This is a genomic window from Nocardioides sp. (assembly GCF_036405735.1).
GTDB lineage: Bacteria > Actinomycetota > Actinomycetes > Propionibacteriales > Nocardioidaceae > Nocardioides.
This window is the reverse complement of the sequence record NZ_DASWXC010000074.1, coordinates 1-26,459: the sequence shown is the minus strand read 5'-3', so window position 1 is coordinate 26,459 and position 26,459 is coordinate 1. Positions and strand designations below refer to the sequence as shown.

At 71.7% G+C, this 26,459-nt stretch carries 33 protein-coding genes; 28 read left to right on the top strand and 5 right to left on the bottom strand.

The genetic code is table 11. The features are described 5' to 3' along the window. Positions 1-5 precede the first annotated feature (5 nt). Genes fliW through flgN form a run of 4 tightly spaced genes read right to left on the bottom strand, consistent with a single transcriptional unit; the run spans position 6 to position 3,282 of the window. Positions 6-488 carry a flagellar assembly protein FliW gene (gene fliW / locus VGE38_RS12065; RefSeq protein WP_331142790.1) on the bottom strand — a complete coding sequence of 161 codons (483 nt, stop codon included), beginning with the start codon at positions 486-488 and terminating at the stop codon, positions 6-8. Beyond that, entirely contained in the window at positions 485-1,378 is an 894-nt protein-coding gene (locus tag VGE38_RS12060; RefSeq protein WP_331142789.1) for a flagellin N-terminal helical domain-containing protein, read from the bottom strand. The genes fliW and VGE38_RS12060 overlap by 4 nt, the downstream gene beginning before the upstream one ends. After that, a complete protein-coding gene (gene flgK / locus VGE38_RS12055; protein ID WP_331142788.1) occupies positions 1,378-2,802 on the bottom strand; it encodes a flagellar hook-associated protein FlgK in 1,425 nt (474 codons plus the stop codon). Before flgK ends, VGE38_RS12060 begins: the two co-directional genes overlap by 1 nt. A 3-nt stretch (positions 2,803-2,805) precedes the next feature. Further along, positions 2,806-3,282 (bottom strand): flagellar protein FlgN, encoded by a 477-nt coding sequence (flgN, locus tag VGE38_RS12050; protein ID WP_331142787.1) that lies wholly within the window; start codon positions 3,280-3,282, stop codon positions 2,806-2,808. 260 nt (positions 3,283-3,542) lie between these two features. Here flgN and VGE38_RS12045 point away from each other — a divergent pair, with 260 nt between their 5' ends. The 6 genes from VGE38_RS12045 (at position 3,543) to VGE38_RS12020 (ending at position 8,884) form a co-directional block, all read left to right on the top strand. Further along, on the top strand, positions 3,543-4,427 hold the full coding sequence (locus tag VGE38_RS12045) for a sigma-70 family RNA polymerase sigma factor (RefSeq protein WP_331142786.1): 885 nt from the start codon (positions 3,543-3,545) through the stop codon (positions 4,425-4,427). A 258-nt stretch (positions 4,428-4,685) separates the two neighbouring features. After that, positions 4,686-5,510 (top strand): flagellin N-terminal helical domain-containing protein, encoded by an 825-nt coding sequence (locus tag VGE38_RS12040; protein ID WP_331142785.1) that lies wholly within the window; start codon positions 4,686-4,688, stop codon positions 5,508-5,510. Between the two features lie 179 nt (positions 5,511-5,689). Continuing rightward, the gene (gene fliD / locus VGE38_RS12035; protein ID WP_331142784.1) at positions 5,690-7,030 is read left to right on the top strand and encodes a flagellar filament capping protein FliD; all 1,341 of its coding nucleotides are present in this window, start codon (positions 5,690-5,692) and stop codon (positions 7,028-7,030) included. A gap of 21 nt (positions 7,031-7,051) precedes the next feature. Beyond that, positions 7,052-7,429: a flagellar export chaperone FliS gene (fliS, locus tag VGE38_RS12030; protein ID WP_331142783.1), complete on the top strand. Its 378-nt coding sequence runs from the start codon at positions 7,052-7,054 to the stop codon at positions 7,427-7,429. An 11-nt stretch (positions 7,430-7,440) separates the two neighbouring features. Then, a complete protein-coding gene (locus tag VGE38_RS12025) occupies positions 7,441-7,782 on the top strand; it encodes a hypothetical protein (protein WP_331142782.1) in 342 nt (113 codons plus the stop codon). 46 nt (positions 7,783-7,828) lie between these two features. Further along, the gene (locus tag VGE38_RS12020; protein WP_331142781.1) at positions 7,829-8,884 is read left to right on the top strand and encodes a glycosyltransferase; all 1,056 of its coding nucleotides are present in this window, start codon (positions 7,829-7,831) and stop codon (positions 8,882-8,884) included. 5 nt (positions 8,885-8,889) lie between these two features. Here the strand turns inward: VGE38_RS12020 and cheB are convergent, their stop codons facing one another. Next, on the bottom strand, positions 8,890-9,960 hold the full coding sequence (gene cheB / locus VGE38_RS12015; RefSeq protein WP_331142780.1) for a protein-glutamate methylesterase/protein-glutamine glutaminase: 1,071 nt from the start codon (positions 9,958-9,960) through the stop codon (positions 8,890-8,892). Between the two features lie 108 nt (positions 9,961-10,068). Between cheB and VGE38_RS12010 the strand changes: the two genes are divergently transcribed. The 22 genes from VGE38_RS12010 to VGE38_RS11905 all read left to right on the top strand — a co-directional run bounded on the left by VGE38_RS12010 (position 10,069) and on the right by VGE38_RS11905 (position 26,387). Further along, positions 10,069-10,938, top strand: a complete 870-nt coding sequence (locus VGE38_RS12010) for a CheR family methyltransferase (protein WP_331142805.1) — start codon at positions 10,069-10,071, stop codon at positions 10,936-10,938. Beyond that, the gene (locus tag VGE38_RS12005) at positions 10,935-11,324 is read left to right on the top strand and encodes a response regulator (RefSeq protein ID WP_331142779.1); all 390 of its coding nucleotides are present in this window, start codon (positions 10,935-10,937) and stop codon (positions 11,322-11,324) included. The genes VGE38_RS12010 and VGE38_RS12005 overlap by 4 nt, the downstream gene beginning before the upstream one ends. Then, a complete protein-coding gene (locus VGE38_RS12000) occupies positions 11,321-11,797 on the top strand; it encodes a chemotaxis protein CheX (RefSeq protein WP_331142778.1) in 477 nt (158 codons plus the stop codon). Before VGE38_RS12005 ends, VGE38_RS12000 begins: the two co-directional genes overlap by 4 nt. Next, on the top strand, positions 11,797-12,159 hold the full coding sequence (locus tag VGE38_RS11995; RefSeq protein ID WP_331142777.1) for a response regulator: 363 nt from the start codon (positions 11,797-11,799) through the stop codon (positions 12,157-12,159). Before VGE38_RS12000 ends, VGE38_RS11995 begins: the two co-directional genes overlap by 1 nt. 6 nt (positions 12,160-12,165) lie before the next feature. Then, entirely contained in the window at positions 12,166-12,648 is a 483-nt protein-coding gene (locus VGE38_RS11990; protein ID WP_331142776.1) for a hypothetical protein, read from the top strand. 159 nt (positions 12,649-12,807) lie between these two features. After that, complete coding sequence (gene flgB / locus VGE38_RS11985) at positions 12,808-13,170, top strand: flagellar basal body rod protein FlgB (protein ID WP_331142775.1); 363 nt, start codon at positions 12,808-12,810, stop codon at positions 13,168-13,170. Further along, positions 13,167-13,565, top strand: coding sequence for a flagellar basal body rod protein FlgC (locus VGE38_RS11980; protein WP_331142774.1), 399 nt, complete (start codon positions 13,167-13,169; stop codon positions 13,563-13,565). Before flgB ends, VGE38_RS11980 begins: the two co-directional genes overlap by 4 nt. Next, positions 13,562-13,915 (top strand): flagellar hook-basal body complex protein FliE, encoded by a 354-nt coding sequence (gene fliE / locus VGE38_RS11975; protein ID WP_331142773.1) that lies wholly within the window; start codon positions 13,562-13,564, stop codon positions 13,913-13,915. Before VGE38_RS11980 ends, fliE begins: the two co-directional genes overlap by 4 nt. Positions 13,916-13,919: 4 nt before the next feature. Then, positions 13,920-15,512, top strand: a complete 1,593-nt coding sequence (gene fliF, locus VGE38_RS11970) for a flagellar basal-body MS-ring/collar protein FliF (RefSeq protein WP_331142772.1) — start codon at positions 13,920-13,922, stop codon at positions 15,510-15,512. Continuing rightward, a complete protein-coding gene (gene fliG / locus VGE38_RS11965; RefSeq protein WP_331142771.1) occupies positions 15,509-16,549 on the top strand; it encodes a flagellar motor switch protein FliG in 1,041 nt (346 codons plus the stop codon). The genes fliF and fliG overlap by 4 nt, the downstream gene beginning before the upstream one ends. After that, positions 16,533-17,231, top strand: coding sequence for a FliH/SctL family protein (locus VGE38_RS11960; protein WP_331142770.1), 699 nt, complete (start codon positions 16,533-16,535; stop codon positions 17,229-17,231). The genes fliG and VGE38_RS11960 overlap by 17 nt, the downstream gene beginning before the upstream one ends. Further along, the gene (locus VGE38_RS11955) at positions 17,228-18,535 is read left to right on the top strand and encodes a FliI/YscN family ATPase (protein ID WP_331142769.1); all 1,308 of its coding nucleotides are present in this window, start codon (positions 17,228-17,230) and stop codon (positions 18,533-18,535) included. Before VGE38_RS11960 ends, VGE38_RS11955 begins: the two co-directional genes overlap by 4 nt. After that, complete coding sequence (locus tag VGE38_RS11950) at positions 18,532-19,011, top strand: flagellar export protein FliJ (RefSeq protein ID WP_331142768.1); 480 nt, start codon at positions 18,532-18,534, stop codon at positions 19,009-19,011. Before VGE38_RS11955 ends, VGE38_RS11950 begins: the two co-directional genes overlap by 4 nt. A 49-nt stretch (positions 19,012-19,060) precedes the next feature. After that, positions 19,061-19,804 carry a C40 family peptidase gene (locus tag VGE38_RS11945; RefSeq protein ID WP_331142767.1) on the top strand — a complete coding sequence of 248 codons (744 nt, stop codon included), beginning with the start codon at positions 19,061-19,063 and terminating at the stop codon, positions 19,802-19,804. Then, complete coding sequence (locus VGE38_RS11940; protein ID WP_331142766.1) at positions 19,804-21,114, top strand: flagellar hook-length control protein FliK; 1,311 nt, start codon at positions 19,804-19,806, stop codon at positions 21,112-21,114. Before VGE38_RS11945 ends, VGE38_RS11940 begins: the two co-directional genes overlap by 1 nt. Positions 21,115-21,123: 9 nt before the next feature. Next, positions 21,124-21,603, top strand: coding sequence for a flagellar hook assembly protein FlgD (locus tag VGE38_RS11935; RefSeq protein ID WP_331142765.1), 480 nt, complete (start codon positions 21,124-21,126; stop codon positions 21,601-21,603). Between the two features lie 51 nt (positions 21,604-21,654). Beyond that, positions 21,655-22,551 (top strand): flagellar hook-basal body complex protein, encoded by an 897-nt coding sequence (locus VGE38_RS11930; protein WP_331142764.1) that lies wholly within the window; start codon positions 21,655-21,657, stop codon positions 22,549-22,551. A gap of 189 nt (positions 22,552-22,740) precedes the next feature. Continuing rightward, entirely contained in the window at positions 22,741-23,076 is a 336-nt protein-coding gene (locus VGE38_RS11925) for a flagellar FlbD family protein (RefSeq protein ID WP_331142763.1), read from the top strand. Then, positions 23,076-23,843 (top strand): motility protein A, encoded by a 768-nt coding sequence (locus tag VGE38_RS11920; protein WP_331142762.1) that lies wholly within the window; start codon positions 23,076-23,078, stop codon positions 23,841-23,843. The genes VGE38_RS11925 and VGE38_RS11920 overlap by 1 nt, the downstream gene beginning before the upstream one ends. A gap of 2 nt (positions 23,844-23,845) precedes the next feature. Beyond that, the gene (locus VGE38_RS11915) at positions 23,846-24,811 is read left to right on the top strand and encodes an OmpA/MotB family protein (protein WP_331142761.1); all 966 of its coding nucleotides are present in this window, start codon (positions 23,846-23,848) and stop codon (positions 24,809-24,811) included. After that, the gene (locus tag VGE38_RS11910) at positions 24,811-25,272 is read left to right on the top strand and encodes a flagellar basal body-associated FliL family protein (protein WP_331142760.1); all 462 of its coding nucleotides are present in this window, start codon (positions 24,811-24,813) and stop codon (positions 25,270-25,272) included. The genes VGE38_RS11915 and VGE38_RS11910 overlap by 1 nt, the downstream gene beginning before the upstream one ends. A gap of 119 nt (positions 25,273-25,391) precedes the next feature. Continuing rightward, positions 25,392-26,387, top strand: coding sequence for a flagellar motor switch protein FliM (locus VGE38_RS11905; RefSeq protein ID WP_331142759.1), 996 nt, complete (start codon positions 25,392-25,394; stop codon positions 26,385-26,387). Positions 26,388-26,459: the final 72 nt, after the last annotated feature.

Sequence of the window (26,459 nt, the reverse complement as noted above, 5' to 3'; positions counted from 1 at the left end):
CCGCCTCACGCCACCAGCGGCGCCGCAACCGGCAGGTCGGGATCGTCCAGGAGGACCTGCGCGGCGCGGCGCGTCGCGAGGTTGACCAGCAGGGGGGCCCGCAGGTTCACCGTCGTCGAGGCCAGGTCGGCCCCGGCGTGCACGATGAGGAGCACCAGCACGTCGGCGGCCTGCTCGACGCCGAGGTCGGCGACGACGTCGTCACCGATCTCCGGGGCGTAGGCGGGGTAGAACGTCAGAGGCGGCACCACGACGAACTCCAGGTCCTCGCGCTCCAGGGAGCGCAGCGCGCACAGGGTGCCGTCGTCGTCCAGCTTGACCAGGGTGTAGCGCCGCTCCGACGGGAAGCCCGGCATGGGGTGCACCAGCTCGATGACCGGGATGTCCACGGGTTCGGGCGCGAACTGACCCGGCGTGGCTCCGGACATGGCTGCGGACATGGCTGCGTGCTCCTCCTGCGCCTGGGACGGGACGACGCTGACGATCATCGCAGGAAGTCGAGCAGGCTGGGCTGCAGGACACGCGCGGTGGCCGCGAGCGCGGCCTGGTAGGCCACCTCCTGCAGCTGGAGGTCCACGGCCGCCTTGGCGAGGTCGGTGTTCTCGATCGTGCTCACGTTGGTCTTGAGCTCCTCGGCCGCCGCGGTGGCCGCCGCGTGCGCCGACTCGACCCGGTTCATCCGCGAACCGACGTCGGAGAGGCCGGCGGTGATGGCCTCCATCCGGGCGCCGAGCGCGTTGATCCCGGCCCGGACGGCGACGCTGTTGCCGAGGCGCACATTGGTCGCGAGATCGGCCAGGTCGGCGAAGAGGTTGTCGGTCGTGCCCGGCGAGCCGAAGATCTCGGTGCCGAGCGTGTCCACCCGCACGCTGACACCCGGGGCGACCTTGCGGGTCACCTCGCCGGCGACCCCGGCGAACGAGCCGTCGGGGTTGTAGGCGTAGTCCCCGGCGGTGATGCCTCCGAAGATCGGCCGGTCGAGGTACTTGCTGTTCGCCGCGGCGATCAGGCCCTCGCGGATCTCCTCGATCTCGACCGCGAGCGCGTCGCGGGCAGCCGGTCCCATGGCGCCGTCGTTGGCGCCGGTCAGGCCGAGCTCCCGTGCCTTGCGGGTCTGGTTGGTCATCTGCTGCAGGGTGCTGTCGACCTGGCCGAGCCAGCCCATGCCGTTCTCGGCGTTGCGGACGAACTGCTCGCTGTCCGCGATCGCCCCACGCAGCCGCATCGCGGCGGTGGCGTCGGTCGGGTTGTCGGAGGGCCGGTTGAGGATCCGGCCGGTCGACAGCTGCTCCTGCACCTTGGCCGAGCGGGCCAGGCCGCGCTGCAGGGCGTCGAGGGAGTCGGCGGTCATCATCCGCTGCGTCACGCGGAAGGACATCAGCGCGTCACCCCGGTCCGGTTGATGAGCGTGTCGAGCACACTGTCGAGCACCGTCATCAGCTTGCCGGCCGCCTCGAAGGCGCGCTGGGCCGTCACCATCGTGACCGTCTCCTCGTCGAGGTTGACGCCGGCCTGGGCCTCCCAGGAGTTGCTGACCTGGGCGGTCATCGCGGCCTGGTTGGCGGCCTTGCGCTCGACGGCCGCGACGTTGGTGCCGAAGGAGTTGACCATGCGCTGGTACTCGCCGGACGCCGCACCGAAGGCCTCGTCGAAGATGCGGTGCGCGTTGCCGCCGTCGAGGTTGCCGCCCACGCTGGCGATGCCGGAGGCGGCGATCTCGTCGGGGTCGGTGATGAGCACCTGGAGCGTGGCCGCCTCGTCGCCGGCCACGACGCTGAAGAACGCGCCACCCGGGTTGCCGTTGCGGTCGTAGGCGTCGTTGGTCGCCGTCCCGACGTGCAACGCGTTGATGGTCGAGGCGAAGTCGGCAGCGAGCGCGTTGAGCGCGAGCCGGTGGCCCGGAAGGGTCGTCGCCAGCATGTCGTGGGTCGCGCCCAGCTCGCCGCGGAGCCCGGCGACCGGGACGGCCGTGGTCGTCGTACCGTCGTTGATGCCGAAGGCGATCGGCGCGCCGGTCGCGGTGCCGTCGGGGTTGATGCCGGCGGTCACCTCGAAGGTGCCCGCCTGGCCCCCCGAGACGAGCGAGGTGCCGTTCACCGAGACGTCGAACATCCCGTCCGCGCGCACCGTGGTGGCCCCACCGGTCAGCTCCGAGAGCCGCAGCGCGAGCTGGTCGCGGGTGTCGCGCAGCGCGTTGTTGTCGATGCCGTTGAGCTCGGTGACGTGGATCTTCTCGTTGAGCTCGGCCAGGTCACGGGCGGCGATGTTGATCTCGGACACGATGCCGAGGGTCTTGACGCGCTGGTCGGCCTCCTCGCCGCTGATGTTGCGCGACTGGGCCGCCAGGGTGTCGGCGAGGATCGAGGCCCGGGCCAGCACCTGCTGGCGCGGCGCGTCGACGCCGGGGTCGTTGGCCAGGTCCTCCCAGCTCTTCTTGAACGCCGCGAGCGCGGCGGCGACGCCGTTGTCACCGGGCTCGCCGATGCCGGTCTCGACCCGGCCGAGCACGGCGGCCTGGGTGTCGAGGTAGGACTGCTGGGAGACCTCGCGCCGCAGCCGGGCGTCGAGCAACGCGTCGACCTGGCGCTGTACGTCGGTGACCCGCACCCCCTCGCCGTGTCCGTCGTAGCGGGCGTACATCGCCGGCTGGTCCGGGCCGCCGATCTCGCCGCCGAGCACCCGGCGACGGACGTAGCCCTCGGTCGAGGCGTTGGAGATGTTGTTGCTGGCGTTCTGCAGGACCGTGTTGTTGTACCGGATCGCGGAGAGCGCGGTGTTGAAGGACGAGAAGGTACCGGCCATGACTCACAGGCTCCGATCCACGAGACGGTGGCGCGGGGTGTCGACGACCGCCGCACCGGCCGGCGTGTAGCCCTCGGCGCTGCCGCGGATGGCGAGCAGCGTCTCGCGGGCGGAGCGGTAGCCGGCCGTGATGAGGCCCCGGTTGCTCTCGGCGAGGTCGGCGATCTCGCGCGTCGCGGCGATGAAGGCGTCGCGGTGGTCGACGAGGATCGTGCGCCAGGGCTCCTCGGCGCGCTCGGCGAGCGCGGAGAGCGTGGGGTTGGGCTCCAGGCCCACGGACTCGGCGGCCTCGTCGGCCGCCAGGGCACGGAGCACCTCGGTCTCGCGCAGCGTGCCGAGGACCTCCTCGACCTCCCGTGTGGCACGGGCCAGCCACCGGGTGCGGCCACTGGCCAGCACCAGCTCCTCCAGCTCCAGCTTGAAGGCGAGCAGCTCCAGCAGCTCACGCTCACGCCAGAGGATCAGCGACAGCTTCTCCACCGTCCCTGCCTTCCGATCGACGTCTCCACGACCCGTCGTGGATCGCAGTAGTCACATCGCCCGGCCCACAACTTTCCTGAACATTTGTTGCCAACGCGTTGCCATCGAGTGGATCTGGCGACCATGACTAGGCCGGAGGGTGACCCGCACCACCCGATCGGGCAGGCGAACTAGGACCAGGGTCCTAATTTCGTTGGCCATGAGGACTTCTTATCTCCATTGACGCGACAGAAGGCTCAATGGATTGCAACAGTCCTCCCGTGACCGAGCACGCCGGCGACCCCCGCGCCGAAGACCTGATCACCAGCAACATGCCGCTGGTAGGACACATCGTCCGCGAGACGATGGGCCGCGTCCCGTCCCACGTGAGCCGCGACGACCTCACCTCCGCGGGCCTGACCGCGCTGGTGCAGGCGGCTCAGGCGTTCGACGCCGAGCGAGGCGTCCCGTTCGAGCGGTACGCCGCCACCCGCATCCGCGGCGCGATCCTCGACGAGCTGCGCAGCGTCGACTGGGCGTCGCGGTCGGTACGCCGACGCGCCCGTGACCTCGAGGAGACCCGGATCCGCCTGTCCGGCGCCCTCGGCCGCACCCCCACAGTGGCCGAGGTCGCCAGCGCGCTGGGCATGTCCGTGGAGGAGGTCGTCGCCAACGACGACGACGTCAACCGCGCCCAGGTGCTCTCGCTGCAGGGCTCGACCTCCGCCTCGCTCGACGAGCTGGTGCCCACCCGGGCCCCCAGCCCCGAGCAGCTGATCGAGCACCAGGAGAAGCTCGCCTACCTGCGCGAGGCCATCGTCGAGCTGCCGGAGCGGCTGCGGACGGTCGTGCAGGACTACTTCTTCGCCGAGCGGCCGATGGCCGACATCGCCGCCGAGCTCGGCGTCACCGACTCCCGGATCTCCCAGATGCGGGCGGAGGCGCTGGTGCTGCTGCGCGACGCGCTCAACCACGCCCTCGAGCCGTCGCTGGTGCAGCCGGTCGGCAAGCCGAACGGCTGCGCGAACCGCCGCCGCGAGGCCTACTTCGCCGCCGTCGCCACCCGTCACGCCGAGGCCGCCAGCCGGCCCCGGCGACGCGACGCGGATCCACTCCAGAGTTCGCTCCAGGGCCCGCTCGGCGGGCAGCTGGGCGCCGCCGGCTGACCGTCCTCAGCCGGGTCCCCACCGGACGGCACTGCCTTCCGGCGTACCCACGCCCCCGCGCCCGCGGGGGCGTGGTGCGCATTTGCGCGCCGTTCCCTGTCCGCCGCTGCGCAGGACGTCGGGTCGGTTTGGACATACCGACGGTTTGTTGCGCAGATCTCCTCAACCGATCAGGGACGCCGCCGATGGGAGCGCGTCGAGATCCCACGGATGGGATCTCGAGCTCCACCTGACCTATCACTCCAGGAGGGAATCACCATGGGTCTCCGCATCAACCAGAACGTCGAGGCGCTCAACGCCTACCGCAACCTGTCGGTCACGCAGGGCCAGCTCTCGAAGTCGATGGAGAAGCTCTCCAGCGGCTTCCGGATCAACCGTGCCGCCGACGACGCTGCCGGTCTCGCCATCTCCGAGGGCCTGCGCTCGCAGGTCGGCGGTCTCAAGATGGCCGTGCGCAACGCGCAGGACGCCATCTCCGTCGTCCAGACCACTGAGGGTGCGCTGACCGAGGTGCACTCCATCCTGCAGCGCATGCGCGACCTCGCCGTCCAGGGTGCGAACGACAGCAACAACTCCGAGGCTCGCACCAACATCGAGAAGGAGGCGACCGAGCTCACCAACGAGCTCAACCGGATCGCGTCGTCGACCAACTTCAACGGTCGCAACCTGCTCGACAGCAGCGAGACGCTGAACTTCCAGGTCGGCGCCGACGGTGACACCAACAGCGCGATCTCGATCGAGCTGAGCGCGGCCAGCGTCACCACCGCCACCAGCGGCGTCTCCTTCGACGTCTCGTCGCACGACGCGGCGCAGACGACGGTCGAGGCCCTCGACACCGCCATCGGCAACATCTCGACCGCTCGCGCCCAGCTCGGTGCCTACCAGAACCGCTTCGAGCACACGATCAACAGCGTGAACGTGGCGATCGAGAACCTGTCGGCGTCGGAGTCGCGCATCCGCGACACCGACATGGCCCAGGAGATGATGAGCTTCACCCGCTCGCAGATCCTGTCCCAGGCCGGCACCGCGATGCTCGCGCAGGCCAACTCGGCCCCGCAGGGCGTCCTGCAGCTGCTCGGCTGATCGGACTGACGACCGGCCCTCGCTGAGGGCCCAGCAGTTCACCTGAGTGCCGGTGGGCCCAACTTCGGGCCCACCGGCACTCAGCATTTGCGCCACGCTGCCGATGGAACCGGCGGTGGCCGCCACCGACCCCGAATTCCTGACCCAGCACCTGACCCAGCGCGATCACGGAGGATCCCATGGCGACAGCGAGCGTGAGCGGACTCGCCAGCGGCATCAACACCGCTGAGATGATCGACCAGCTGATGCAGCTCGAGGCGATCTCGCAGACGAAGCTCAAGAGCCGCGTCACCAGCGAGCAGAGCGCCGTCACGGCCCTGCAGAACCTCAACAGCAAGCTGGCCGCGCTCGCCACCAGCGCCAAGGCACTGGCCACGACCTCCACGAGCTCGGGTGCCTGGGGCACGCTGTCCACCAGCACCACCCTCGACGCCATCAAGGCGACCGCCGGCAACACCGCCAGCGCGGGCAGCTTCAGCGTCAAGGTCGACGCGATCGCCACCTCCGCCAGCACCTCGCTCACCGGCACGGTCTTCGACGCCAGCTCGACCTTCACCATCCGCGACGGCAACGGCGACCCGCTCCTGGACGGTGACGGCAACCCGATCACGTTCAGCACCGACGCGGACCCGACGTACGGCGAGGTCGCGACCAAGATCAACGCCACCTCCACCAAGACCGGCCTGACCGCGCGGGTCATCAACGGCGACTCCGGCCCCGTCCTCGAGGTCACCTCGACCAACACCGGCACCGACTCGAACTTCTCGATCAGCAACGGCACCCAGACGCTGACCGCCGCCAACGGTGCCGACGGGCGCATCTCCGTCAACGGCGTCGCGATCTCCAGCGAGACCAACACCTACACCGACGCCGTCACCGGCGTCAGCGTGACGGTCGCGCCCACCACCGCCGTCGGCGCCACCGCCCAGATCACCGTGGCCCGCGACGCCGCCTCCCGCAGCGCGTCGGTCAAGTCGATGGTCGACAGCGTCAACGAGCTGCTCTCCGCCATCGCCACGCAGACGGCGCAGAACCCGACCGACCCCACCAAGGCCGGTGTGCTGGCCGGTGACGGCACGGTCCGCCGCATCTCCGGCGAGCTGCTCGACACCGTCTACCCGGCCGACAACACCACCCTGGCGAAGTACGGCGTCGAGCTCGACCGGTTCGGCAAGCTGACCTTCGACGCCGAGGCGTTCGCCGCGGCCTACGCCGCGAACCCGGACGAGGTGACCACCGCGTTCACCGGCCCCGACGGGTTCGCAGCGCGGATCCAGAAGGTCGCCGAGAAGGCGTCGGACCGGTTCGAGGGCACCATCACGACCTCGATCCAGGGCCGCAAGACCACGATCGAGACCCTCAACGACAGCATCGAGGCGTGGGACGGGCGGCTGGCGCTGCGCCGGACCACCCTGGAGCGGCAGTTCCTCACGATGGAGACGACGCTCAGCAACCTCCAGGCCCAGGGCAACTGGCTGGTCAGCCAGCTGGCCGGACTGACGACCAACAACAGCCGCTAGCCCACGGGAGAAGCGAGAGCGATGTACTCCAACCAGGCACGTAACGCCTACGTCGGCAGCTCGGTCACCACCGCCGGGCCGGCCCGTCTGCTCGTGATGCTGGTCGAGCGGCTCGTCCTCGACCTCGAGCGCGCCCAGGCCGCACAGCAGGCCGGCAACCACAGCGAGGCGACCACCCACCTCGTCCACGCCCAGGACATCGTCTTCGAGCTCGAGGCCAGCCTGAAGCCGGAGATGTTCTCCGCCGGCCCGCAGCTGGCCAGCATCTACGCTTTCCTGCGCAGCCAGCTGGTCCAGGCCAACGTGCGGCGCGACCTCGGCACCACGCAGTGGTGCCTGGGCCTGGCCACCGCCCTCTGCGACACCTGGCGCACCGCGGCGCTCCAGGCCGCCCACTGACAGGAGCACGCATGCCCGTCTCCACCCTCCCCACGGCGATGACACTGTGGGAGAACCTGCTCGACGAGCTCGAGCGGGACCTGGAGCGCGCCGAGGCGCTCGTCACCGGCACACCCACCGCCGCCGACGCCGCGGAGGCCCAGCCCAGCGCCTGGACGCCCCCGGCTCCGGCCGTCCCGATCCCCGCATCGCTCGTGCCGCGCGCCGAGCTGCTGCTACAGCGCCAGCAGCAGGTGGCAGCGCTCGTGACCGACCGGCTCGGCTCCCACCGCAGCCAGCTGCGGGTGACCGACCGCTTCGCGCAGGCCACCAGCCGGGTGAGCGTCGCGGCGTACGTCGACACCACCGCCTGACCACCCGGGACTCACGTCCCGGCTCCGGCTGCCGATGGGAGCACCCGTGAAGATCTACGCGTGGACGAGCAACAAGGCCGAGGACGGCGTCGGCACCCTCCGCTACCGCATCACCACGCCGCTCACCGAGGCCGCCTACCAGGGCGTGGTCGACGAGTGGGCCTACGGCGTCAACATGACCGACGGCCTGGCCCGCAGCGTCGACGTGATCGTCGGCCACATGCTCGCCGGCCCGCTCGCCGCCGGGATCTGGAAGGACCTGGCCCGGCTCGAGGGCGGTCCCCTGCTCGTCGCGGAGTACGACGACGACCTCATCAACGTCCGTCCGGACAACGCGCTCTTCACGCTGAAGGGCGTCGACTACGAGTCCTATCTCCGTGACGACGTGCCCGCGTGCCTGCGCATCCTCGACGACGCGGACCTGATCACGGTCTCGGTCTCCCACCTCGCCGAGGTGCTGGCCGAGCAGACCGACACCCCAATCGTGGTGCTGCCCAACACCGTCGATCCCGTCCTGCTCGAGGTGCCGCAGCGGTTGCGCGAGCCGGGTGAGCAGCTGCGGGTTGGATGGGGCGGGAGCCCCACCCACGACCTCGACATCCGGCTCAACGCCGACGGGATCCGGTACGGCCTGCGCAAGTCCGGCGCCCAGCTCGTGATGCTCGGGGCCGACTACCGGCACCTGCTCAAGCACCCCGACACCGAGTACCACCCCTGGCAGACCCGCATCGACAACTACTACGTGATCGTGCACAGCTCGCACATCGCGCTGGCACCTCTCGCCGACGACGCGTTCAACCGCTCCAAGAGCGCCCTGAAGGCGCTCGAGGCCTCGGCGCTCGGCATCCCGGTGGTCGCCTCCGACGTCCGTCCCTACCGGGAGTTCGTCGTCCACGGCGAGACCGGCTTCCTGTGCCGCACCGAGGACGACTGGATGAAGGCCATCCGCGCCCTGGGCAACGACGAGGACATGCGCCGGGCGATGGGACAGGCCGCCCGCCGGCGCGCCGCCGACTTCACGACCGACAAGTGGGCGCCCCGCTGGGTCGAGGCCTACCGCGCGGCGATCGCCCGCAAGTCCGGCGCGGCCCTCCCCGCCTGACGGGGTCAGCGCAGGGCCGGCCGCCGGGAGCCGGCGGCGGCGAGCATGCGGGTGGCGACCTGCGCCAGGGGCAGCACCTCGTCGGCCAGGCCGGCGGTCGCCACGGCGCCGGGCATCCCCCACACCACCGATGTCGCCATGTCCTGGACCAGCACCGTGGCACCGAGGGCGCCCAACGCCTTCACGCCCTCGAGTCCGTCGTGACCCATGCCGGTGAGCACGGTCGCGATCGCCTTGCCGCCGTACACCTCCGACGCGGAGCGGAACAGCACGTCGACCGCCGGACGGCAGAAGTTCTCCGGGGGACGCTGGTCCAACCGCACCCGGGCGCTGCCGGCCCGACCGGCGACGCTGAGGTGGAAGTCGCCGGGTGCGATCAGCACCTCACCGACCCGCACCGGCTCCCCGTCGACCGCCTCGCGCACGGAGAGCGCGCAGATCTTGTCCAGCCGCTGGGCGAGCATCGTCGTGAACAGCGGCGGCATGTGCTGGACGACCAGCACCGGCAACCCGAAGTCGGCCGGGAGCTCGGCGAGCACCGTGGCCAGCGCGTCGGGGCCGCCGGTCGAGGCTCCGATGAGCAGCACCTGTGGCGCGCCGACGAGCGGGCGGACAGCCGTGGGCCGGGTCCGGGGCGGCGGGGGCGCCACGGGAGCGGCCGCCGACATCCGGCGTACGCCGGCCAGCGCCCGGATCCGCGGGACGAGCTGCTCGCGCACGCTGGCGAGGCCCTCCGCGATGGAGCCGGTGTTGGACGGCTTGGTGACGTAGTCCGAGGCGCCGCGGGAGAGCGCCTCCAGGGTCGCCGCGGCCCCCTTCGCCGTGAGCGTGCTGAACATGATCACCGGCAGCCGCGGCTGCTGGGCGCGGATCTGGGCGAGCGCCCCCAGGCCGTCGAGCCGGGGCATCTCGATGTCGAGGGTCACGACGTCAGGGCGCAGCTCGGCCACGAGCTCGACCGCCTCAACGCCGTCCCTCGCCTTGCCGACGATCTCGATGTCCTCCGCCTCCTGCAACGCGGTGGCGATCAGGCGACGGATGAGGGCGGAGTCGTCCACCACCAGAACACGGATCACATACCGTTGTTCGGCGGCGACCCCCGTGGTCTGAGGGGCATCACACACGCAAGGCGCCCGATGATTCCCTCAGGAACCCCCAGGGGGTCCCGATGGTGGGGCGTGACGATGTCCCCCCACGGCTTCCAGTCGCTCGCCGCCCTCGTGCGCCGCGAGACGGCGATGGTCTACGAGCCGGGCAAGGAGTACCTCGTCGAGGCGCGGCTGCTGCCGTTGGCCACCGCGCTCGGCGTCGACATCGACACCTACATCAGCCGGCTGGGCACCGACCCGACCGAGCGGCGCAAGGCGCTGGACGCGCTCACGATCAACGAGACGTCGTGGTTCCGGGACCACTCGCCGTACCAGGCCTTCACCGAGGAGATGCTGCCGGCGGTGCTGGCGGCGCGAGCGGACCGACGCCGGATCTCGATCTGGTCCGCTGCCTGCTCCAGCGGCCAGGAGGCCTACTCCATCGCGATGCTGCTCGACCAGCACCTGCCGGCCGGCTGGACCGCCGAGATCCTGGCGACCGACGTGTCGACCGCGATGCTCACCCGGGTCCAGAACGGCCGCTACAGCCAGGTGGAGATGAACCGCGGCATGCCCGCGACCAGCCTGGTGAAGTACTTCACCCGCGCCGGCACCGACTGGGAGGTCGTGCCCCGGCTGCGGCAGATGGTGCGCACGCGCCACCTCAACCTCGCCGACCCGTATCTCGGCCTGGGCACCTTCGACGTCGTCCTGCTGCGCAACGTCCTCATCTACTTCGACGACGTCACCAAGGCCGACATCCTGCGCCGGATGAGCGGTCACGTCGCCGCTGACGGCTATCTCCTGCTCGGGGCCTCGGAGACGACGCTCGGCATGCCCTCCGACGTCGCCAGCCTGTGGCGACGCGAGCAGCTCGGCCGCGTCCAGGCGCACCGGCCGGTCCTCGCCGCGCCGCAGCGCAGCACCTATGTCCCCCCGTCCAGCACGACCGCGATCGGAGCATGACCGTGCGCGCGATGATCATCGACGACTCCCGGGCGATGCGGAGCATCCTGCGCCGCATCCTCACCGGACTGGAGTTCGAGACCAGCGAGGCCGGCCATGGTCAGGAGGCGCTCGACCAGCTCACCGCAGGTCCCGTGCCGGACCTGTGCCTGGTCGACTGGAACATGCCGGTCATGGACGGCTACACCTTCATCACCCAGGTCCGTGCGAACCCCGCGTGGCGCAACGTGACCCTGATGATGGTCACCACCGAGAGCGAGCAGAGCCAGATCGTGCGGGCGCTCGCCGCGGGCGCCCACGAGTACGTCATCAAGCCGTTCACGCCCGACGCGATCGTCGAGAAGCTCGAGATCCTGGGCCTCACCAGCAAGGGGATCCCCGCATGAGCGTTGCCGCACCGGAGCTGACCGACGTCCAGGCGATCGTGGAGCAGGTGTGGAGCAGCTTCCTCGGCGAGGCCGAGCCGCTGCTCCCCCAGCCCGTGCCGGCGGGTGCGCCGTTCCCCGCCGAGGACGCCTGGTCGGCAGCGATCACGGTCAATGGGACCGACGGCGGGTGGTCGGGCATGGTCACCGTCGAGCTCGCCGAGAAGGTGGCCTTCTCGCTCACCGCCGAGATGCTCGGCGTCGAGGACGTCGAGGACGGTGACGTCGCCGACGCCGTCGGCGAGCTGGTCAACATGATCGGCGGCAACATCAAGAGCCTCATGCCGGGGCCGAGCGCGCTCTCGCTCCCCGTCGTCGCCGCCGGCCGGGCGGCCCACTCCTCCGAAGCGGTCGAGGTCGCCCGCTTCGACGGTCTCTGGATCGGTCAGCCGGTCCGGGTCAGCGTCCACGTCACTTCTATCGGAGAGAACTGATGAAGATCCTCGTCGCCGACGACAGCAAGGTGATGCGCCAGATCGTCATCCGCACGCTGCGGCAGGCGGGCCACGGCGGCCACGACATCGTCGAGGCCGAGAACGGCCGCGACGCGCTGGAGAAGGTGCAGACCGAGCAGCCCGACCTGGTGCTCTCGGACTGGAACATGCCCGAGATGAACGGCATCGACTGTCTCGCCGCGCTGCGCGCGAGCGGCTCGCAGGTGAAGTTCGGCTTCGTGACCTCGGAGGGCTCCGACGAGATGCGACAGCGCGCCGCCGCGGCGGGTGCGCTGTTCCTCATCACCAAGCCGTTCACGCCCGAGGCCTTCGACGAGGCCCTGCAGGGCATCCTCGGCTGACTCGACATGGTCACCCACCTGCCCTCCCCCAAGCAGGTCCGCGACCTGCTCGGCGACCTGCTCGGCCGTGAGGTCGACCTCGGCCCCGCCACCCCCTTCGCCCCCGGACCCACCACGCCCGCGAGCGTCGCGGTCTACGTCGACGACGCACTGATGATCCGCGCGCTGGTCGCCGCCGACCTGCCGTTCTCGGCGTACGCCGGCGGTGCGATCGGCCTGGTGCCGGTCGCGGGCGCCGAGGCAGCTGTCGACGAGGGCGCGCTCACCGAGACCCTGGCGGAGAACCTCTACGAGGTGCTGAACGTCGCCGCGTCGCTCTTCAACGTGCCCGACGCCGACCACCTGCGGCTCCACGAGCTGCATCCGGCCGGCGCCCAGGTGCCGCCCCCGGTGCGCGCTGCCGCGCTCACCCTGGGCCGTCGCGAGGACCTGTGGATCGACATCGCGGGCTACGGCAAGGGCGCGCTCAGCATCGTCTTCATCGCCTGACCACGGCTGGACCAGACCACCTGGGGACGATTTCTGACAACTGTCCTCAGGTGGCGCCGACGGCCGCCGAAGAGTCCCGTGAGCGACGGACTGCTCACGAGGAACCACGCCGACGGACCGGCACCCCCCGACCCATTCCCCCGTGGGAAAGGACCAGCCGTGTCTTTTGCCGTGTCCGACGGCGTCAGCCGTACGCTGCACGCCGCGCTCAATGGTCTCTCGCACCGTCAGCGCGTCATCGCCGACGACATCGCGAACGTCGACACCCCGGGCTTCCGCGCCCGCAGCGTGGAGTTCGAGTCCTCGCTGCGCAAGGCGATCTCCGACGGTGAGCTGACCGCCGCCGAGCGGGTCTCCTCGACCGAGGCCCCGACGCTCACGCCGATCGGCGCCAACGGCAACAACGTCGACCTCCGCAAGGAGATGATCGCGGCGATCCAGACCCAGTACAGCTACCAGATCGTCGGCCGGGCCGTGGGCGACCACCTCGGCCTGATGCGGACCGCGGCGGTCGGCCAGTGAGCGGCGCGTTCGAGATGCTGCGGGTGGCCAACACCAGCCTGGGCGCGCACCAGGTGTGGCTCGACGCCCTCGCCGGCAACATCGCCAACGCCAACACCTACGTCAGCACCGACGAGGACGCCTTCCAGGCGACGTACGTCGTCTTCAACCCGCGCGAGGACGGCGGCGTGGACGTCGCGGGCTTCGCCGAGGGCGACGCCGAGGGCCGGATGATCTCCATGCCCGACCACCCGCTTGCGGACGAGAACGGCTACGTGCGGGCGCCCGACCTCGACATGTCGGCGCAGATCAGCCAGCTGGTCATGGCCCAGCGCGGCTACCAGTCCTCGGTGTCGGTGACGAAGACCGCCCAGGACACCTACAACGCCGCGCTCGCGATCGGACAGGGCCGATGAGCGTCATGGGCCTGGAGGGCCTCTCGTTCCCCACCGGTCCCGACCGGTTGCCCGGCATGCCGACGGTCGGCGCGCCCAGCACCGACTTCACCGCCGGCGGCCCGCAGGGCCCCACCGGCCCGACGGGGTCCGGCGAGTTCGGCCAGCTCCTCATCGACGGCATCGACCGGCTCGAGGGCATCACCGACCACGCGGCCGACCTCTCCGTGCAGGCCGCGACCGGCCAGCTGGAGAACATCCACGACTACACCATCGCGGCCACCGAGGCGTCGGTCGCCACCCAGCTGACCGTCTCGATGCGCAACAAGGCCGTCGAGGCGTTCAACGAGATCATGCGGATGTCGGTCTGATCCGATGCGCGACAACCTGACGCGGACGCTCGCGCGCTACACGCGCGCCTTCGCCGCCTTCTCCCCCGGCCAGAAGGCGGTCGCCCTCATCGGCACGGCCGCCCTGCTGCTGGGTGGCTTCATGGTGATCCGGTGGGCCGGCGCGCCGACCTACGCTCCCCTCTACTCCGACCTCTCCGGCGAGGACGCCTCGGCCGTCGTCGAGGAGCTGGAGAAGCAGGGTGTGAAGTACGAGCTGGCCAACGGCGGCACCACGGTGATGGTGCCGCAGAAGGACGTCTACGCCAGCCGCATCTCGCTCTCGGGCCAGGGGCTGCCGGCCAGCACCGACTCCGGCTACTCGCTGCTCGACGGCCAGGACCTCTCCACCTCGGAGTTCAAGGAGCAGACCGACTTCAAGCGCGCGATGGAGGGCGAGCTCGCCCGCACCGTCGAGGCGATCGACGGCGTCGACACGGCCGTGGTCCACCTCGCGCTGCCGGAGAAGAAGGTCTTCACCGACGAGCAGAACCCGCCCACCGCCTCCGTCCTGGTCAAGACCAAGATCGGCACCACGCTCGGCAGCGACCAGGTGCAGGCCATCGTCCACCTGATCGCCTCCAGCATCGACGGCCTCGACCCCAAGGACGTCACCGTGGCCGACGCCAGCGGCAGCGTGCTCACCGTCCAGGACGACTCCGCGGCCGGTGCCGCCAGCAACCGCCAGCAGACGGTCTCGCAGTTCCAGGACCAGATGCAGGCCAAGATCCAGAACGTCCTGGACCGCGTGGTCGGACCGGGCAACTCCACGGTCAACGTGACCGCCGACCTCGACTTCGACGCCGCGACCACCTCGACCCGCGAGTACATCTACACGCCGAACACGCCGCCGCTGTCGGAGACGACCTCGAGCGAGAAGTACAACGGCACCGAGGGCGGCACCGACGGCGTCGGTGGCGTCGTCGGCCCCGACGGGCAGATGGACCCCGCCACCGGTGACGGCGACGAGGCGACGTACGACAACACGACGAACACCCGCGACAACGCCGTCGGCAGTCGCGAGGAGCACCGCGAGCAGGCGCCGGGCGGCGTGAAGTCGCTGCACATCGGCGTGATGGTGGACGCCGCCAAGATCGGCACCATCCAGCCGCAGGACCTGCGCAACGGCATCGCCGCCGCGACCGGGATCGACACCACCCGCGGCGACACGATCGACGTCACCGCCATGCCGTTCGACCGCACCACCGAGACCGAGGCGGCCGAGGAGCTCGCCGAGGCGGAGGCCGAGGAGGCCAGCGCCGAGCGGATGGCCCTGCTGCGCAACGTCGGCCTGGGCAGCGTGATCGCCCTGATGGTCCTGCTCGCCTGGCTCCGCGCCCGCCGCCGCAACAAGGCCCGCGAGGAGGCGACGTCGTACGTCGTCGAGCAGCTGCGCGCCGACGCCGCCACCCGTGCGCAGGCCCAGGAGCTGGCCGCCATGCAGGCGCTCGCCGAGCTGGAGCCGCCGGAGATCGACCAGGCCGCAGTCATCCGCGAGGAGCTCAACGCGCTCGTGGAGCGGCAGCCCGAGGACGTCGCGGCCCTGCTCCGCGGCTGGCTGGTGGACCGTCCGTCATGACCACGACCACCATGCCTTCCGCAGCCAGCGGGCTCGCCAGCACCTTCGGCACCCGCAAGGCCGCCATCCTGCTCATCCAGCTGGGCCAGGAGCGTGCCTCCGCCGTCCTCAAGCACATGTCGGACAGCGAGGTCGAGCTCGTCACCGCGGAGATCTCGCGGCTCGACGCGATCACCTCGGCCGAGTCCGACCAGGTGCTCTCGGAGTTCCACGACCTGATGGTCGCCCGCGCCCACATCGCGCAGGGCGGCTTCAACTTCGCCCAGTCGCTGCTCCAGCAGTCGATCGGCGAGGAGCGGGCCGCGGAGATCATCGACCGGCTGCACGCCGCGGCGGTCCAGATGCCCTTCCAGTTCCTGCACCGCGCCGATCCCGCCCAGCTGCGCTCCTTCATCGCGGAGGAGCACGACCAGGTCATCGCGCTCGTGCTGGCCCACATGACCCCGGACAAGGCCTCGCTGCTGCTCTCCGGCCTGCCGTCCTACCAGCAGGCCCGGATCGCGCACCGGATCGCGGTCATGGACCGCACCTCCCCGGACATCATCCACACCGTCGAGGCGGTGCTGGAGCGCAAGCTCTCCTCGATGCTCCAGCCGGCCGAGGTCTCCCGCGTCGGCGGCGTCGACCCGCTGGTCAACATCATCAACCGCTCCGACCGGCCGACCGAGCGGCAGATCGTCGAGGGCCTCGAGAGCCTCGACCCGCAGCTCGCCGACGAGGTCAAGAGCCGGATGTTCATGTTCGAGGACATCGTCGGCCTCGACGACCGCTCGGTGCAGCAGGTGCTGCGCCAGGTCGACACCGGCGAGCTGGCGCTGGCGCTCAAGGGCGTCAGCACCCAGGTCCGCAGCAAGATCACCAGCAACCTGTCGGCCCGTGCGGCGGAGAACCTCATCGAGGAGGTCGAGCTGCTCGGCGCGGTCCGCCTCATCCAGGTCGAGGAGGCGCAGCAGAGCATCATCCGCACGATCCGCCAGCTCGAGGAGCAGGGCCAGATCACGGTCCGCCGCGGAGGCGACGATGAGTTCGTCGTCTGAGCGGCCCGGCTTCCGGCCGGTCGTCAAGGCCGGCACCGCGGCGGCGACCGGGATCTCGGTGCTGCCCAAGCCGGACCTGCCCCGCCACGCCGGCGAGGTGGAGGGCAACGCGCTCGCACGGACCCTGGTCGGCGAGCTCGCCGACGCGGCCCGTCAGGAGGCGCAGGCCCAGGGCTACGCCATCGGCTGGGCCCAGGGTCGTCGCGAGGCACGGGTCGCGGCCCAGCACGCGGCGGCGGCCTTCGATGCCGCCCGCGAGCAGGCCGAGGCCCGTCGGGAGGCCGAGCACCGGGCCGCGCTGCAGGCCCTGACCACGGCCGCCGACCAGGTCCGCGGGCTGCTGGCGGAGCTGATGGACGGGCTCGAGGAGCAGGGCACCGAGCTCGCCTGGGCGATCACCGAGCAGATCATGGCCCGCGAGGTCACGGTGGCCACCGGCACCGACGTCGTACGCCGGGTGCTGCAGGCCCTGCCGACCGCGCCGACCGCACCCACCGCCACCGTCCGGCTGCATCCGGAGACCCTGTCCGACGAGGCCGTCGACGAGCTGCGCTCCCACGGGCTGCGGGTCGTGGCCGACCCGGTGCTCGGTCGCGCCGACGCCGTCGTCGAGGCGGACGGCTCGGTGACCGACCTGCGCATCGACACCGCGATGGCCCGCGTCCGCGAGGCGCTGTCATGAGCACGCTGACCGCCGACGTCGCCCGCCGTGCCGTCGAGGCGGCGCGGCCCTTGCAGCTCGGCACGGTGACCGAGCTGGTGGGCCTGCACCTGGTCGTCACCGGCCTGCCGGCCGCCGCCGGCGACCTGGTGGCGGTGGCCACCAGCGGCGGCGAGGAGCTGCTCGCCGAGGTGAGCGCCCTGCGGCCCGGCGCGATGGTGTGCCTGCCGCTCGGCCCCACCGACGGCGTCCGGATCGGCGACCTGGTGCGCCACACCGGCGGCCCGCTGCGGATCCACCTCGGCTCCGAGCTGCTGGGCCGCGTGCTCGACGGTCTCGGTCGCCCGGTGGACGGCGGCGCCCCCCTGGGTCACCTGCCCACCGCTCCCGTGCAGCACGACGCCCCCGCCGCGTTCACCCGTCCGCGCATCACCGAGCCGCTCGGCCTCGGGATCCGCGCTCTGGACGCGCTGGTCCCGTGCGGGCGCGGCCAGCGCATCGGCATCATGGCCGGCTCCGGCGTGGGCAAGTCCTCGCTGCTGTCGATGATCGCCCGCGGCACCGAGGCCGAGGTGAACGTCCTGGCCCTCGTCGGCGAGCGTGGCCGCGAGGTGCGCGAGTTCCTCGACAACGACCTCGGCCCCGAGGGCCTGGCCCGCTCCGTCGTCGTGGTGGCCACCAGCGACGCGACCGCCGTCGAGCGGCTGCGCGCGGCCTTCGTCGCGACCCGGATCGCGGAGTGGTTCCGTGACAGCGGCAAGCACGTCGTGCTCATGCTCGACAGCCTCACCCGCGTGGCGATGGCCCAGCGCGAGATCGGGCTCTCGGCCGGGGAGCCGCCCGCGACGCGGGGCTACCCGCCCAGCGTCTTCGGGCTGATGCCGCGGCTGCTGGAGCGGGCCGGCACCTCGCCGCAGGGCAGCATCACCGGGCTCTACACCGTCCTGGTCGAGGGTGACGACCTGCAGGACCCGGTCGGCGACACCGCGCGGTCGATCCTGGACGGGCACATCGTGCTGTCCCGGACGCTGGCCACCTCCGGCCACTACCCGGCCATCGACGTGCTTGAGTCGATCTCCCGGCTCCAGAACGCCGTCACGACGCCCGACCAGCAGCGCGCCGCCACTCGCCTGCGCCGCCTGCTCGCCGCCCACCGCTCGGTCAAGGAGCTGGTCGAGATCGGCGCGTACGTCGCCGGGGCCGACCGTGACGCCGACGACGCCCTCGCCCGGCTGCCGCGGATCGAGGCGTTCCTGCGGCAGTCCATGGACCAGCCCGCCGCCACGGCGGACACCTGGGCCCGCCTCGAGGAGCTGGTGGCATGACGACCTCGAACCGGAAGCGCAACCGTCACGACCGCGGCCTGCAGGCCGTGGCCCGGGTCCGCGAGGTGCGCGAGCAGGCCAGCCTGCGCGAGCTGCAGCAGGCGCTCGCCGTCCAGCGCGAGCGCCAGGAGCTGCTCGACCACCTCACCACCCAGCTCACCGCGGCCGGCCAGCTCGAGGCGGACATCCTCGGTGCCGGCTCGCCCGGCGCGCTGATCGGCCTGCGCTCGACCCTCGAGCAGCTCGGCACCTCGATCCGGTTCGCCCGCGACGAGGTCGCGACCGCGGCCAGCGCCACGGCGGGGGTGCGCAGCCGCTGGGAGCAGGACAAGAGCCGCCTGCGCGCCGTCGAGCAGCTGCTGGAGCGGCGTGCGGTCGCCCGCGCCGTCGAGACCGACCGCAAGGTCGCCCGGGAGGCCGACGACCTCGCCGCCCAGGGCTGGCTGCGCCGTACCACCACCGTGGAGACCACATGAGCCACCCCATTCGAATGCTCGCCTCGCTCCGCTTCGAACGGGGACCCCGATGAGCATCGCCAGCGTCACCGAGCGCATCGCGCAGATCGAGTCGCAGATCTCGCAGCTGCAGAGCCTGCAGCCCGGCGGGGCGGCCACGGCCGCCGCCTTCGCGCAGGAGCTCGGGCGGGTCTCGGCCGGAAGCCTGGGCGGTCCGTCGATGGCCGGCGGCCTCGGTGACGTCGGCGCCCTGACCGACCCGAGCGACCCGAGTGATACAGCTCTGTCCGGCGGCACCGCGCCGACCACGTCGCAGCGGGCGGTCGTGGACGAGGCGAGGAAGTACCTCGGCCTCCCCTACGTCTGGGGCGGCACCGACCCCTCGAAGGGCATGGACTGCTCCGGTCTGGTGCAGGTCGTCTACAAGAACCTGGGCTACGACCTGCCGCGGGTCTCCGCGGACCAGGCGCGGGCCGGCCGCCCGATCGGGTCGATGTCCGAGGCGCAGCCCGGCGACCTGATCGCCTGGGACAACTCGGGCCGCAACAAGGGCGCCGACCACATCGCGATCTACATCGGCGACGGCAAGATGATCGAGGCGCCCCGCACCGGGCTGGACATCCGCGTCATCGACGTCCCGAGCACGCCCGACTACATCCGGCGCATCCTCCCGGACTCCGCGGCGACCGCCGCCCGGAGCGTCAGCGCCGCAGCCCCCTCCGGTCCGGACGGATCGGCCGGCCGTGCCGCGCTCGCGGAGCTCGCCGCCGCCCGGACGGCGTTCGACCTCGCGACCCGACGAGAGGCCTCCTGATGAGCGTCGCCCCCTTCCTCCCTGCGACCACGCGGCCGCCGCGCACCGGCGCGACGGACGGTGCGGACCCGCGCGAGCGCGGCACGGCGCCCGGCTTCGGCGCCGAGTTGGCCGCCGCGCTCGGTACGACGCCCGCCGACCGGGCCGACGCCGACACCGCCGATGGCACGGGCCCCGGCACGGCCACCACGGGCACGGGCACCACGACCGACACCACCGACAGCAGCAACGGCACCCCCGGGGAGCCGGCCCCGCCGTCGGAGCAGGACGCCCTGCTGCTGGCGGCGCTGGCCGGCGCGGCCGTCCTGCCCACAACCCCTCAGACCGCTGCCACTCCCGCCGATGCTGGGACCGCCCCCGATCCCTCCGTGGGGCCCACCGAGGTGGCCAGCCCCGCAGCTGCGGCGACGAGCGCCACCACGGACGTTGTCCCGGGCGCCGGCGCTGCTCCTCTCAACGCCGCGGCGCCCGGGAAAACGCCAGCTCCTGGCGAGGCGGCCGGCCCGGCGCTCGAGCCGGGTGACACCGCCGGCATCCCCGGCATCGACGGCGCAGCGGAGCCGTCCGGCGAGGGCGACCTGCCGGGCGGTACCGCCGACGACCGTTCGTCCGGCCAGTCCGGCGCCCCGTCGGCCCCGTCGGGCTCCGGCACGGCACCGGCCACGAACGCCTCGGCACCGTCGACCGCGACGCCGGCGGCCGATGCCGGCGCTCTCGCCGGTCCGCAGCCGGCGACCGCTGCGACCGGCGCGCGCCCGGCCGTCGAGCCGCCCGCCCCGACCACCCCGACCACAACTGTGCTGCGCCAGGTCTTCCCCGAGATCACCCGGGTGGCCGCCGGTCCTCCCGGCACCCACCGGATCGCCCTGACCCTCAACCCCGAGTCGCTCGGCGAGGTCCGGGTGACCGTCATGGTCCGTGCCGGCGAGGTGCAGGTCAGCCTCGGGGCCACCACCGACGCCGCCCAGCGCGCGCTGCTCGAGGGCAGCCCCGAGCTGCACCGGCTGCTGGACCGGCTGGGCGTGGAGAGCCGGGTGGTCGTCCGCGACGCCGCCGGCCCGACCCAGAGCAGCACCAGCGACCCGGCTCGCGGCGAGCAGTCCCGCGGGGACCAGCCGGCCGACGGCCGCGCGACGTCGTACGCCGACGGCCGCGGCGGCTCCCGACGCGGATGGGAGGACCGTCCCGCGCCGGACGCGTTCGCCGAGGTGCTCGACCCGGCGTCCACCCCGAACAGCCCGACCCCCGCGAGCGCTCCCGCTCGCCCCGGAGACCCCACCGGTCGAGTCCGCCTCGACCGGCTGATGTGAGGAGGAAGCGTGTCTGTCAATGCCACGGAGGGAGTGAGCCCCGGCATCTTCGCGATGGCGGGCTCGTCGACCGACGCCACCCGGCAGGCCGGGGACGACCAGCAGATGTTCCTCGAGCTGATGGTCGCCCAGCTGCGCTACCAGGACCCGTTGAACCCCACCGACTCCGGTGAGTTCCTGGCCCAGAACGCCCAGTTCACCGCCTTGGAGAAGATGCAGGAGGTCGCCGACGCGACCAACGCGCTGCTCTCGGTGCAGATGGCGTTCGGCGCCAGCGGCATGATCGGCAAGACCGTGACCTGGACCGACGCCGACGGCGACACCAGGTCGGGCACCGTCTCCGGCGCCACGTTCCTCGCCACCGGGCCCGTCCTCGACGTGGCCGGCGAGCAGATCCCGCTCGGCGCCGTCACCAGTGTGGCCACGCCCGCCAACACCGGCGCCACCGACACCACCAGCGAGGACCCCACCGGCTCGACCGCGAGCTGATCCCCCCAACTCCCCCGAGCCACCCAGCTCCCAGCAGCAAGGAGACCCATCATGCTTCGCTCGCTCTTCGCCGGCATCAGCGGACTGCGCGTCAACCAGACCGCGCTCGACGTCACCGGCAACAACATCGCCAACGCCAACACCACCGGCTTCAAGTCCAGCAGCACGGTCTTCCAGGACACGCTGAGCCAGATGCTGACCGCGTCCTCGGGCGAGAACGCCCAGCGCGGCGGCACGAACCCGATCCAGGTCGGCCTCGGCGTCCAGCTGGCCGCCACCACCCTGAACTTCACACAGGGCGGCACCCAGACCACGGGCCGTGCCACCGACCTGTCGATCCAGGGCGACGGGTTCTTCGTGGTCAACAACGGCCAGACCGACCTCTACACGCGGGCCGGCGCGTTCACGTTCGACGAGAGCGGCACCCTGGTCACCCCCGACGGCATGCGCGTGATGGGCTACCTCGGCACCGTCGACCCCGCGACCGGTGCCTCCACGGTCACCCCGGGCGGCCCGCTCCAGCCGATCGACATCAACGCCATCCAGGCGGCCGTCACCGCGTGGGGCGCGACGCAGACCCCGCCGGTGAGCCCCGAGCTGGTGTCCTACAACATCGGCCCCGACGGCAAGGTCATGGGCATCTTCGACGACAACGTGCAGCGCGAGATCGCCCAGCTGGCGATCGCCGACTTCACCAACCCCATGGGCCTGGAGAAGGTCGGAGACACGAACTTCCGCGTGAGCGCCAACTCCGGCGACCCGGAGCTCGGCGTGGCCGGCCAGGGCGGCCGCGGCGACCTGGCCGCCGGCACCCTGGAGATGTCCAACGTCGACCTCTCCCAGGAGTTCACCAACTTGATCCTCGCCCAGCGCGGCTTCCAGGCCAGCGCGCGGGTCATCACCACCTCCGACCAGGTGCTCGAGGAGCTCGTGAACATCAAGCGCTGACGTCGTACGCAGCGCCGCCGGCCCCTCACCGGGCCCACGCAGGAGAGGCGCCACCCCACCGCGGGGTGGCGCCTCTCGCCGTTTCCACTCAGGTCCGAGGGCGCGGGGCCGAACAAATCCCCGACCGGCCACGGACGGGCGGTCGACCGACCGCTAGCCAGCGCCCGACAGCACAAGGAGGTGCGCCCGATGATCACGCTCACCCGCCTCTCGGGTTCGGTGTTCCTGCTCAACGCAGACCTCATCGAGCGGGTCGACAGCACCCCCGACACCGTCATCACCCTCGTCGACGGCAAGAAGTACGTCGTCGCCGAGTCGATGGGCGACGTGCTCGACGCCGTCGTCGCCTTCCGGGGCGAGATCTACGCGCTCGGCAGCCTCCTCGACGCCGCCCGTACCCAGAAGCACCCGACGCCGCCGGCGCAGCGACAGGAGCGACTGGCCACCGTCGCCCCGCACCCGGCCCTCACCAACCGCGGCGGCGACGAGCCGGACCGCGGCCAACGCAACGGAGGCGACGCCTGATGGATCCGGCACCCTCGATCGGCATCGCCCTGGCCTTCGTGGTCATGGTGCTGTTCAACATCTTGGAGGGCGGGAACCCGCTCGGCATCCTGCTCTTCCCGCCGATGCTGCTCGTCTTCGGCGTGACGATCCTGATCAGCATCGCCGGCAGCTCGACCCAGGACGCCAAGAACATCCCCAAGAGCCTCAAGCTCGCCTTCGCGCACAAGGTCGCGCCGGCCGCCGACCTGGTCCCGACCGTCGTCACCCTCGCCGAGAAGGCTCGCCGTGAGGGCCTGCTGGCCCTCGAGGACCAGCTGCGCGACATCGACGACCCCTTCCTCGTCAAGGGCGTGACGATGGCCATCGACGGCACCGACCCGGAGGAGCTCCGCGAGATCCTCGAGACCGAGGTCGACGCCAAGCGCGCCGAGTACAAGCAGTACGCCAAGTTCTTCGCCGACTGCGGCGGCTACGCGCCGACCATCGGCATCGTCGGCACCGTCATGGGCCTGGTCCACGTCCTCGAGCAGCTGTCGACCCCCGAGGCGCTCGGCCCGCTCATCGCGGCGGCGTTCGTGGCCACGCTGTGGGGCGTGCTCTCGGCCAACGTCATCTGGCTTCCGATCGCCAGCCGGATCAAGCGGGTCTCCGAGCTCGAGACCAGCCGCATGGAGCTGGCCGTCGAGGGCATCGCCGCCATCCAGGCCGGGTCCAACCCGCGCCTGGTGGCCGAGAAGCTCCGTTCCCTCCTGCCCAGCGACCAGCAGTCCGCCGAGGCGGCCTGACCGTGTCAGGGTCCCGCTCTCGGTCCCGGCGTCGCCGGGGGCACGAGGAGGAGGAGCACGAGTCGCACGAGCGCTGGCTCGTGACCTACGCCGACATGGTGACCCTGCTGATGGTGCTCTTCATCATCATGTTCGCGATGTCGACCGTGGACCAGGAGAAGTACCAGGCGCTCAAGAACGGCCTCGCCGACGGCTTCGGCCGATCGCTGAACATCCTCAACGGCGCCAGCCCGCAGGTCGCCGACCGCGGGGCGATCGAGCCGGCGACGGCGTCGTACGACCAGCTGGTCAACGAGCTGCCGACCAACCAGCGCGCCAAGGTGCAGGAGGTCGTCAACCGCACCGAGCAGCTGCGCCGGCAGCGACAGTATGCCGACGCGAAGGCCGAGGTCACCGAGCTCAGCGAGCTGTGGCGCAGGATCCGGGTGGCGCTCGAGAAGCGGGGCCTGCAGGACGACGTCCAGGCCCGCATCGACGAGCGGGGCCTGGTCGTCAGCCTGGTCTCGCGCCACGTCGTCTTCCGCGCGAACCTCGCCGAGCTCACCGACCGAGGCCGGAGCATCCTCGACACCCTCGCCCCCATCCTGGGCCAGCTGACCGAGCGGATCGAGGTCGACGGCCACACCAACCAGGTCAAGGTGAAGCCGAAGTACTACCCGACGGACTGGGAGCTCTCCGCCGCGCGCGCGATCACCGCGCTGCGCTACCTCAACGAGGTCCACAAGCTGCCGCAGCCCCGGCTGGTCGCCTCCGCGTTCGGGCACACCAAGCCGATCGTCGACCCGAGCATCGCGGGGTCGCAGGCGGTCAACAAGCGGGTCGACGTCATCGTGCTGTCCGACGCCCCCGCCGAGACCCGGGCCCTGTTCGCCGAGGTCCAGGCCGACCTGGGCGCCGCCGGCGCAGCCACCAGCCCCTCCAGCCTGAAGTCCAGTCCCGACCCCAGCACAGCCCAGGGAGCCCACTGATGTCCGTCACCGCCATGCCGAAGAACGAGGCCGAGGAGCAGGCGAAGCGCCGCCCGGTCCGTCTCATCGCCTTCGTCGCCGTGCTTGCCATCGCCGCGGGCGCCGGCTGGTTCCTCGTGCTCGCGCCTCAGGAGCCGAAGGACACCGGCCCCCAGCCCGGCGCGGTCGCCCACCTCGAGTCGCTGCAGATCAACCTGGCCGCGGGCCACTACCTCCGGCTCGGCGTCGCCCTGCAGCTGACCGAGGAGGCCGGCGCGGGCGGCGGCCACGGCGGCGGCGGTGAGTTCGACGGCAGCCAGGCGCTCGACGCGGCGATCAGCATCTTCAGCGGGCTGCCGCTCGAGGAGGTCAACACCGAGCCCAAGCGGGAGCTGCTGCGCGAGCAGCTGCTGCTGGCGCTCAAGGAGCGCTACCACGGGGACGTGATGGGGGTGTACTTCACCGAGTTCGTCACCCAGTGACGCCGGGCCCCCAGGGGCTACCCGGGGTACCCCAGGCCCGGACGGACTAGGCAACACTGCCCGAACGGGCCCGGGGGGTTCTGCTCAGGTGCCCGGGGGGAGAGCCGATTCGACGGGGCGTGAGCATCACCGTGCCGTCGTCCGGGCCCCAGACTGCCCCGACTGCCAGTCCCGGCAGCCCGCGTCCCGGTCAGACGACGGCCGCACGCGCGCGCCGGCGCTCCCGCTCGGCCGAGCCGGTCGCCTACGACTTCCGGCGCCCGATCCAGCTCTCCCGTGAGCACTCGCGCACGCTCCAGCTCGGCTTCGACGGCTTCGCCCGGCAGGCCACCACCGTCTTCACCTCGTCGCTGCGGACCGTCTGCTCGGTCGCGCTGATCGACATCGAGCAGCGGACCTACGCGGAGTACGTCGAGTCGCTGGGCCAGCAGACGTACATGACGCTCTTCTCGGCCGACCCCATGCCCGGCGTGGGCGTGCTGGAGATCCCGCTGTTCGCGATCATGTCGTGCGTCGACCACATGCTCGGCGGGCCGGGCTCGGACCAGCAGCCCGACCGGCCGCTCACCGAGATCGAGGGCGGCGTCGCCCGGGGTCTGGTCGAGCGGCTCCTCGCGGAGATGCGCTACTACCTGGCGCCGATCGTCCAGCTCGAGCCGACCATCAGCGGCGTGGAGTACAGCCCGGCGTTCGCGCAGGTCGCGGGCACCGCCGACGTGATGGTCGTGGTGAACTTCGACCTGCGCATCGGCGAGCGTGAGCACCGGATGACGGTCTGCCTGCCCTTCAGCGGCCTGGTGCCCCACCTGACCACCGCGGCCTCCCCCGGCCCGGTCTCCGACCGGGAGCGCGCCCAGCGCGCGCAGGCCGCGGAGCTGCTCCAGCAGCAGTTCGCGAAGGTCCCGGTCCAGGTCTCGGTCCGGTTCAAGTCGACCTGGCTCGGCCCGGACGTCATCGCCGCCCTGCAACCCGGCGACGTGGTGCGGCTCGCCCACCGCTCGGCGTCCCCGTTGGACGTCACCGTCGCCGGCAACACCTTCGCGCACGCGACCGCCGGTGCGCGCGGGCAGCGACTCGCCGCCCTGATCGTGGACACCCCCAAGGAGATCTCATGACCTTCCCTCCCGGTTTCGAAGCCGACCACGGCGAGGAAGGCCTGGCCGCCGCGGCGGCCGAAGCGCGTGCCG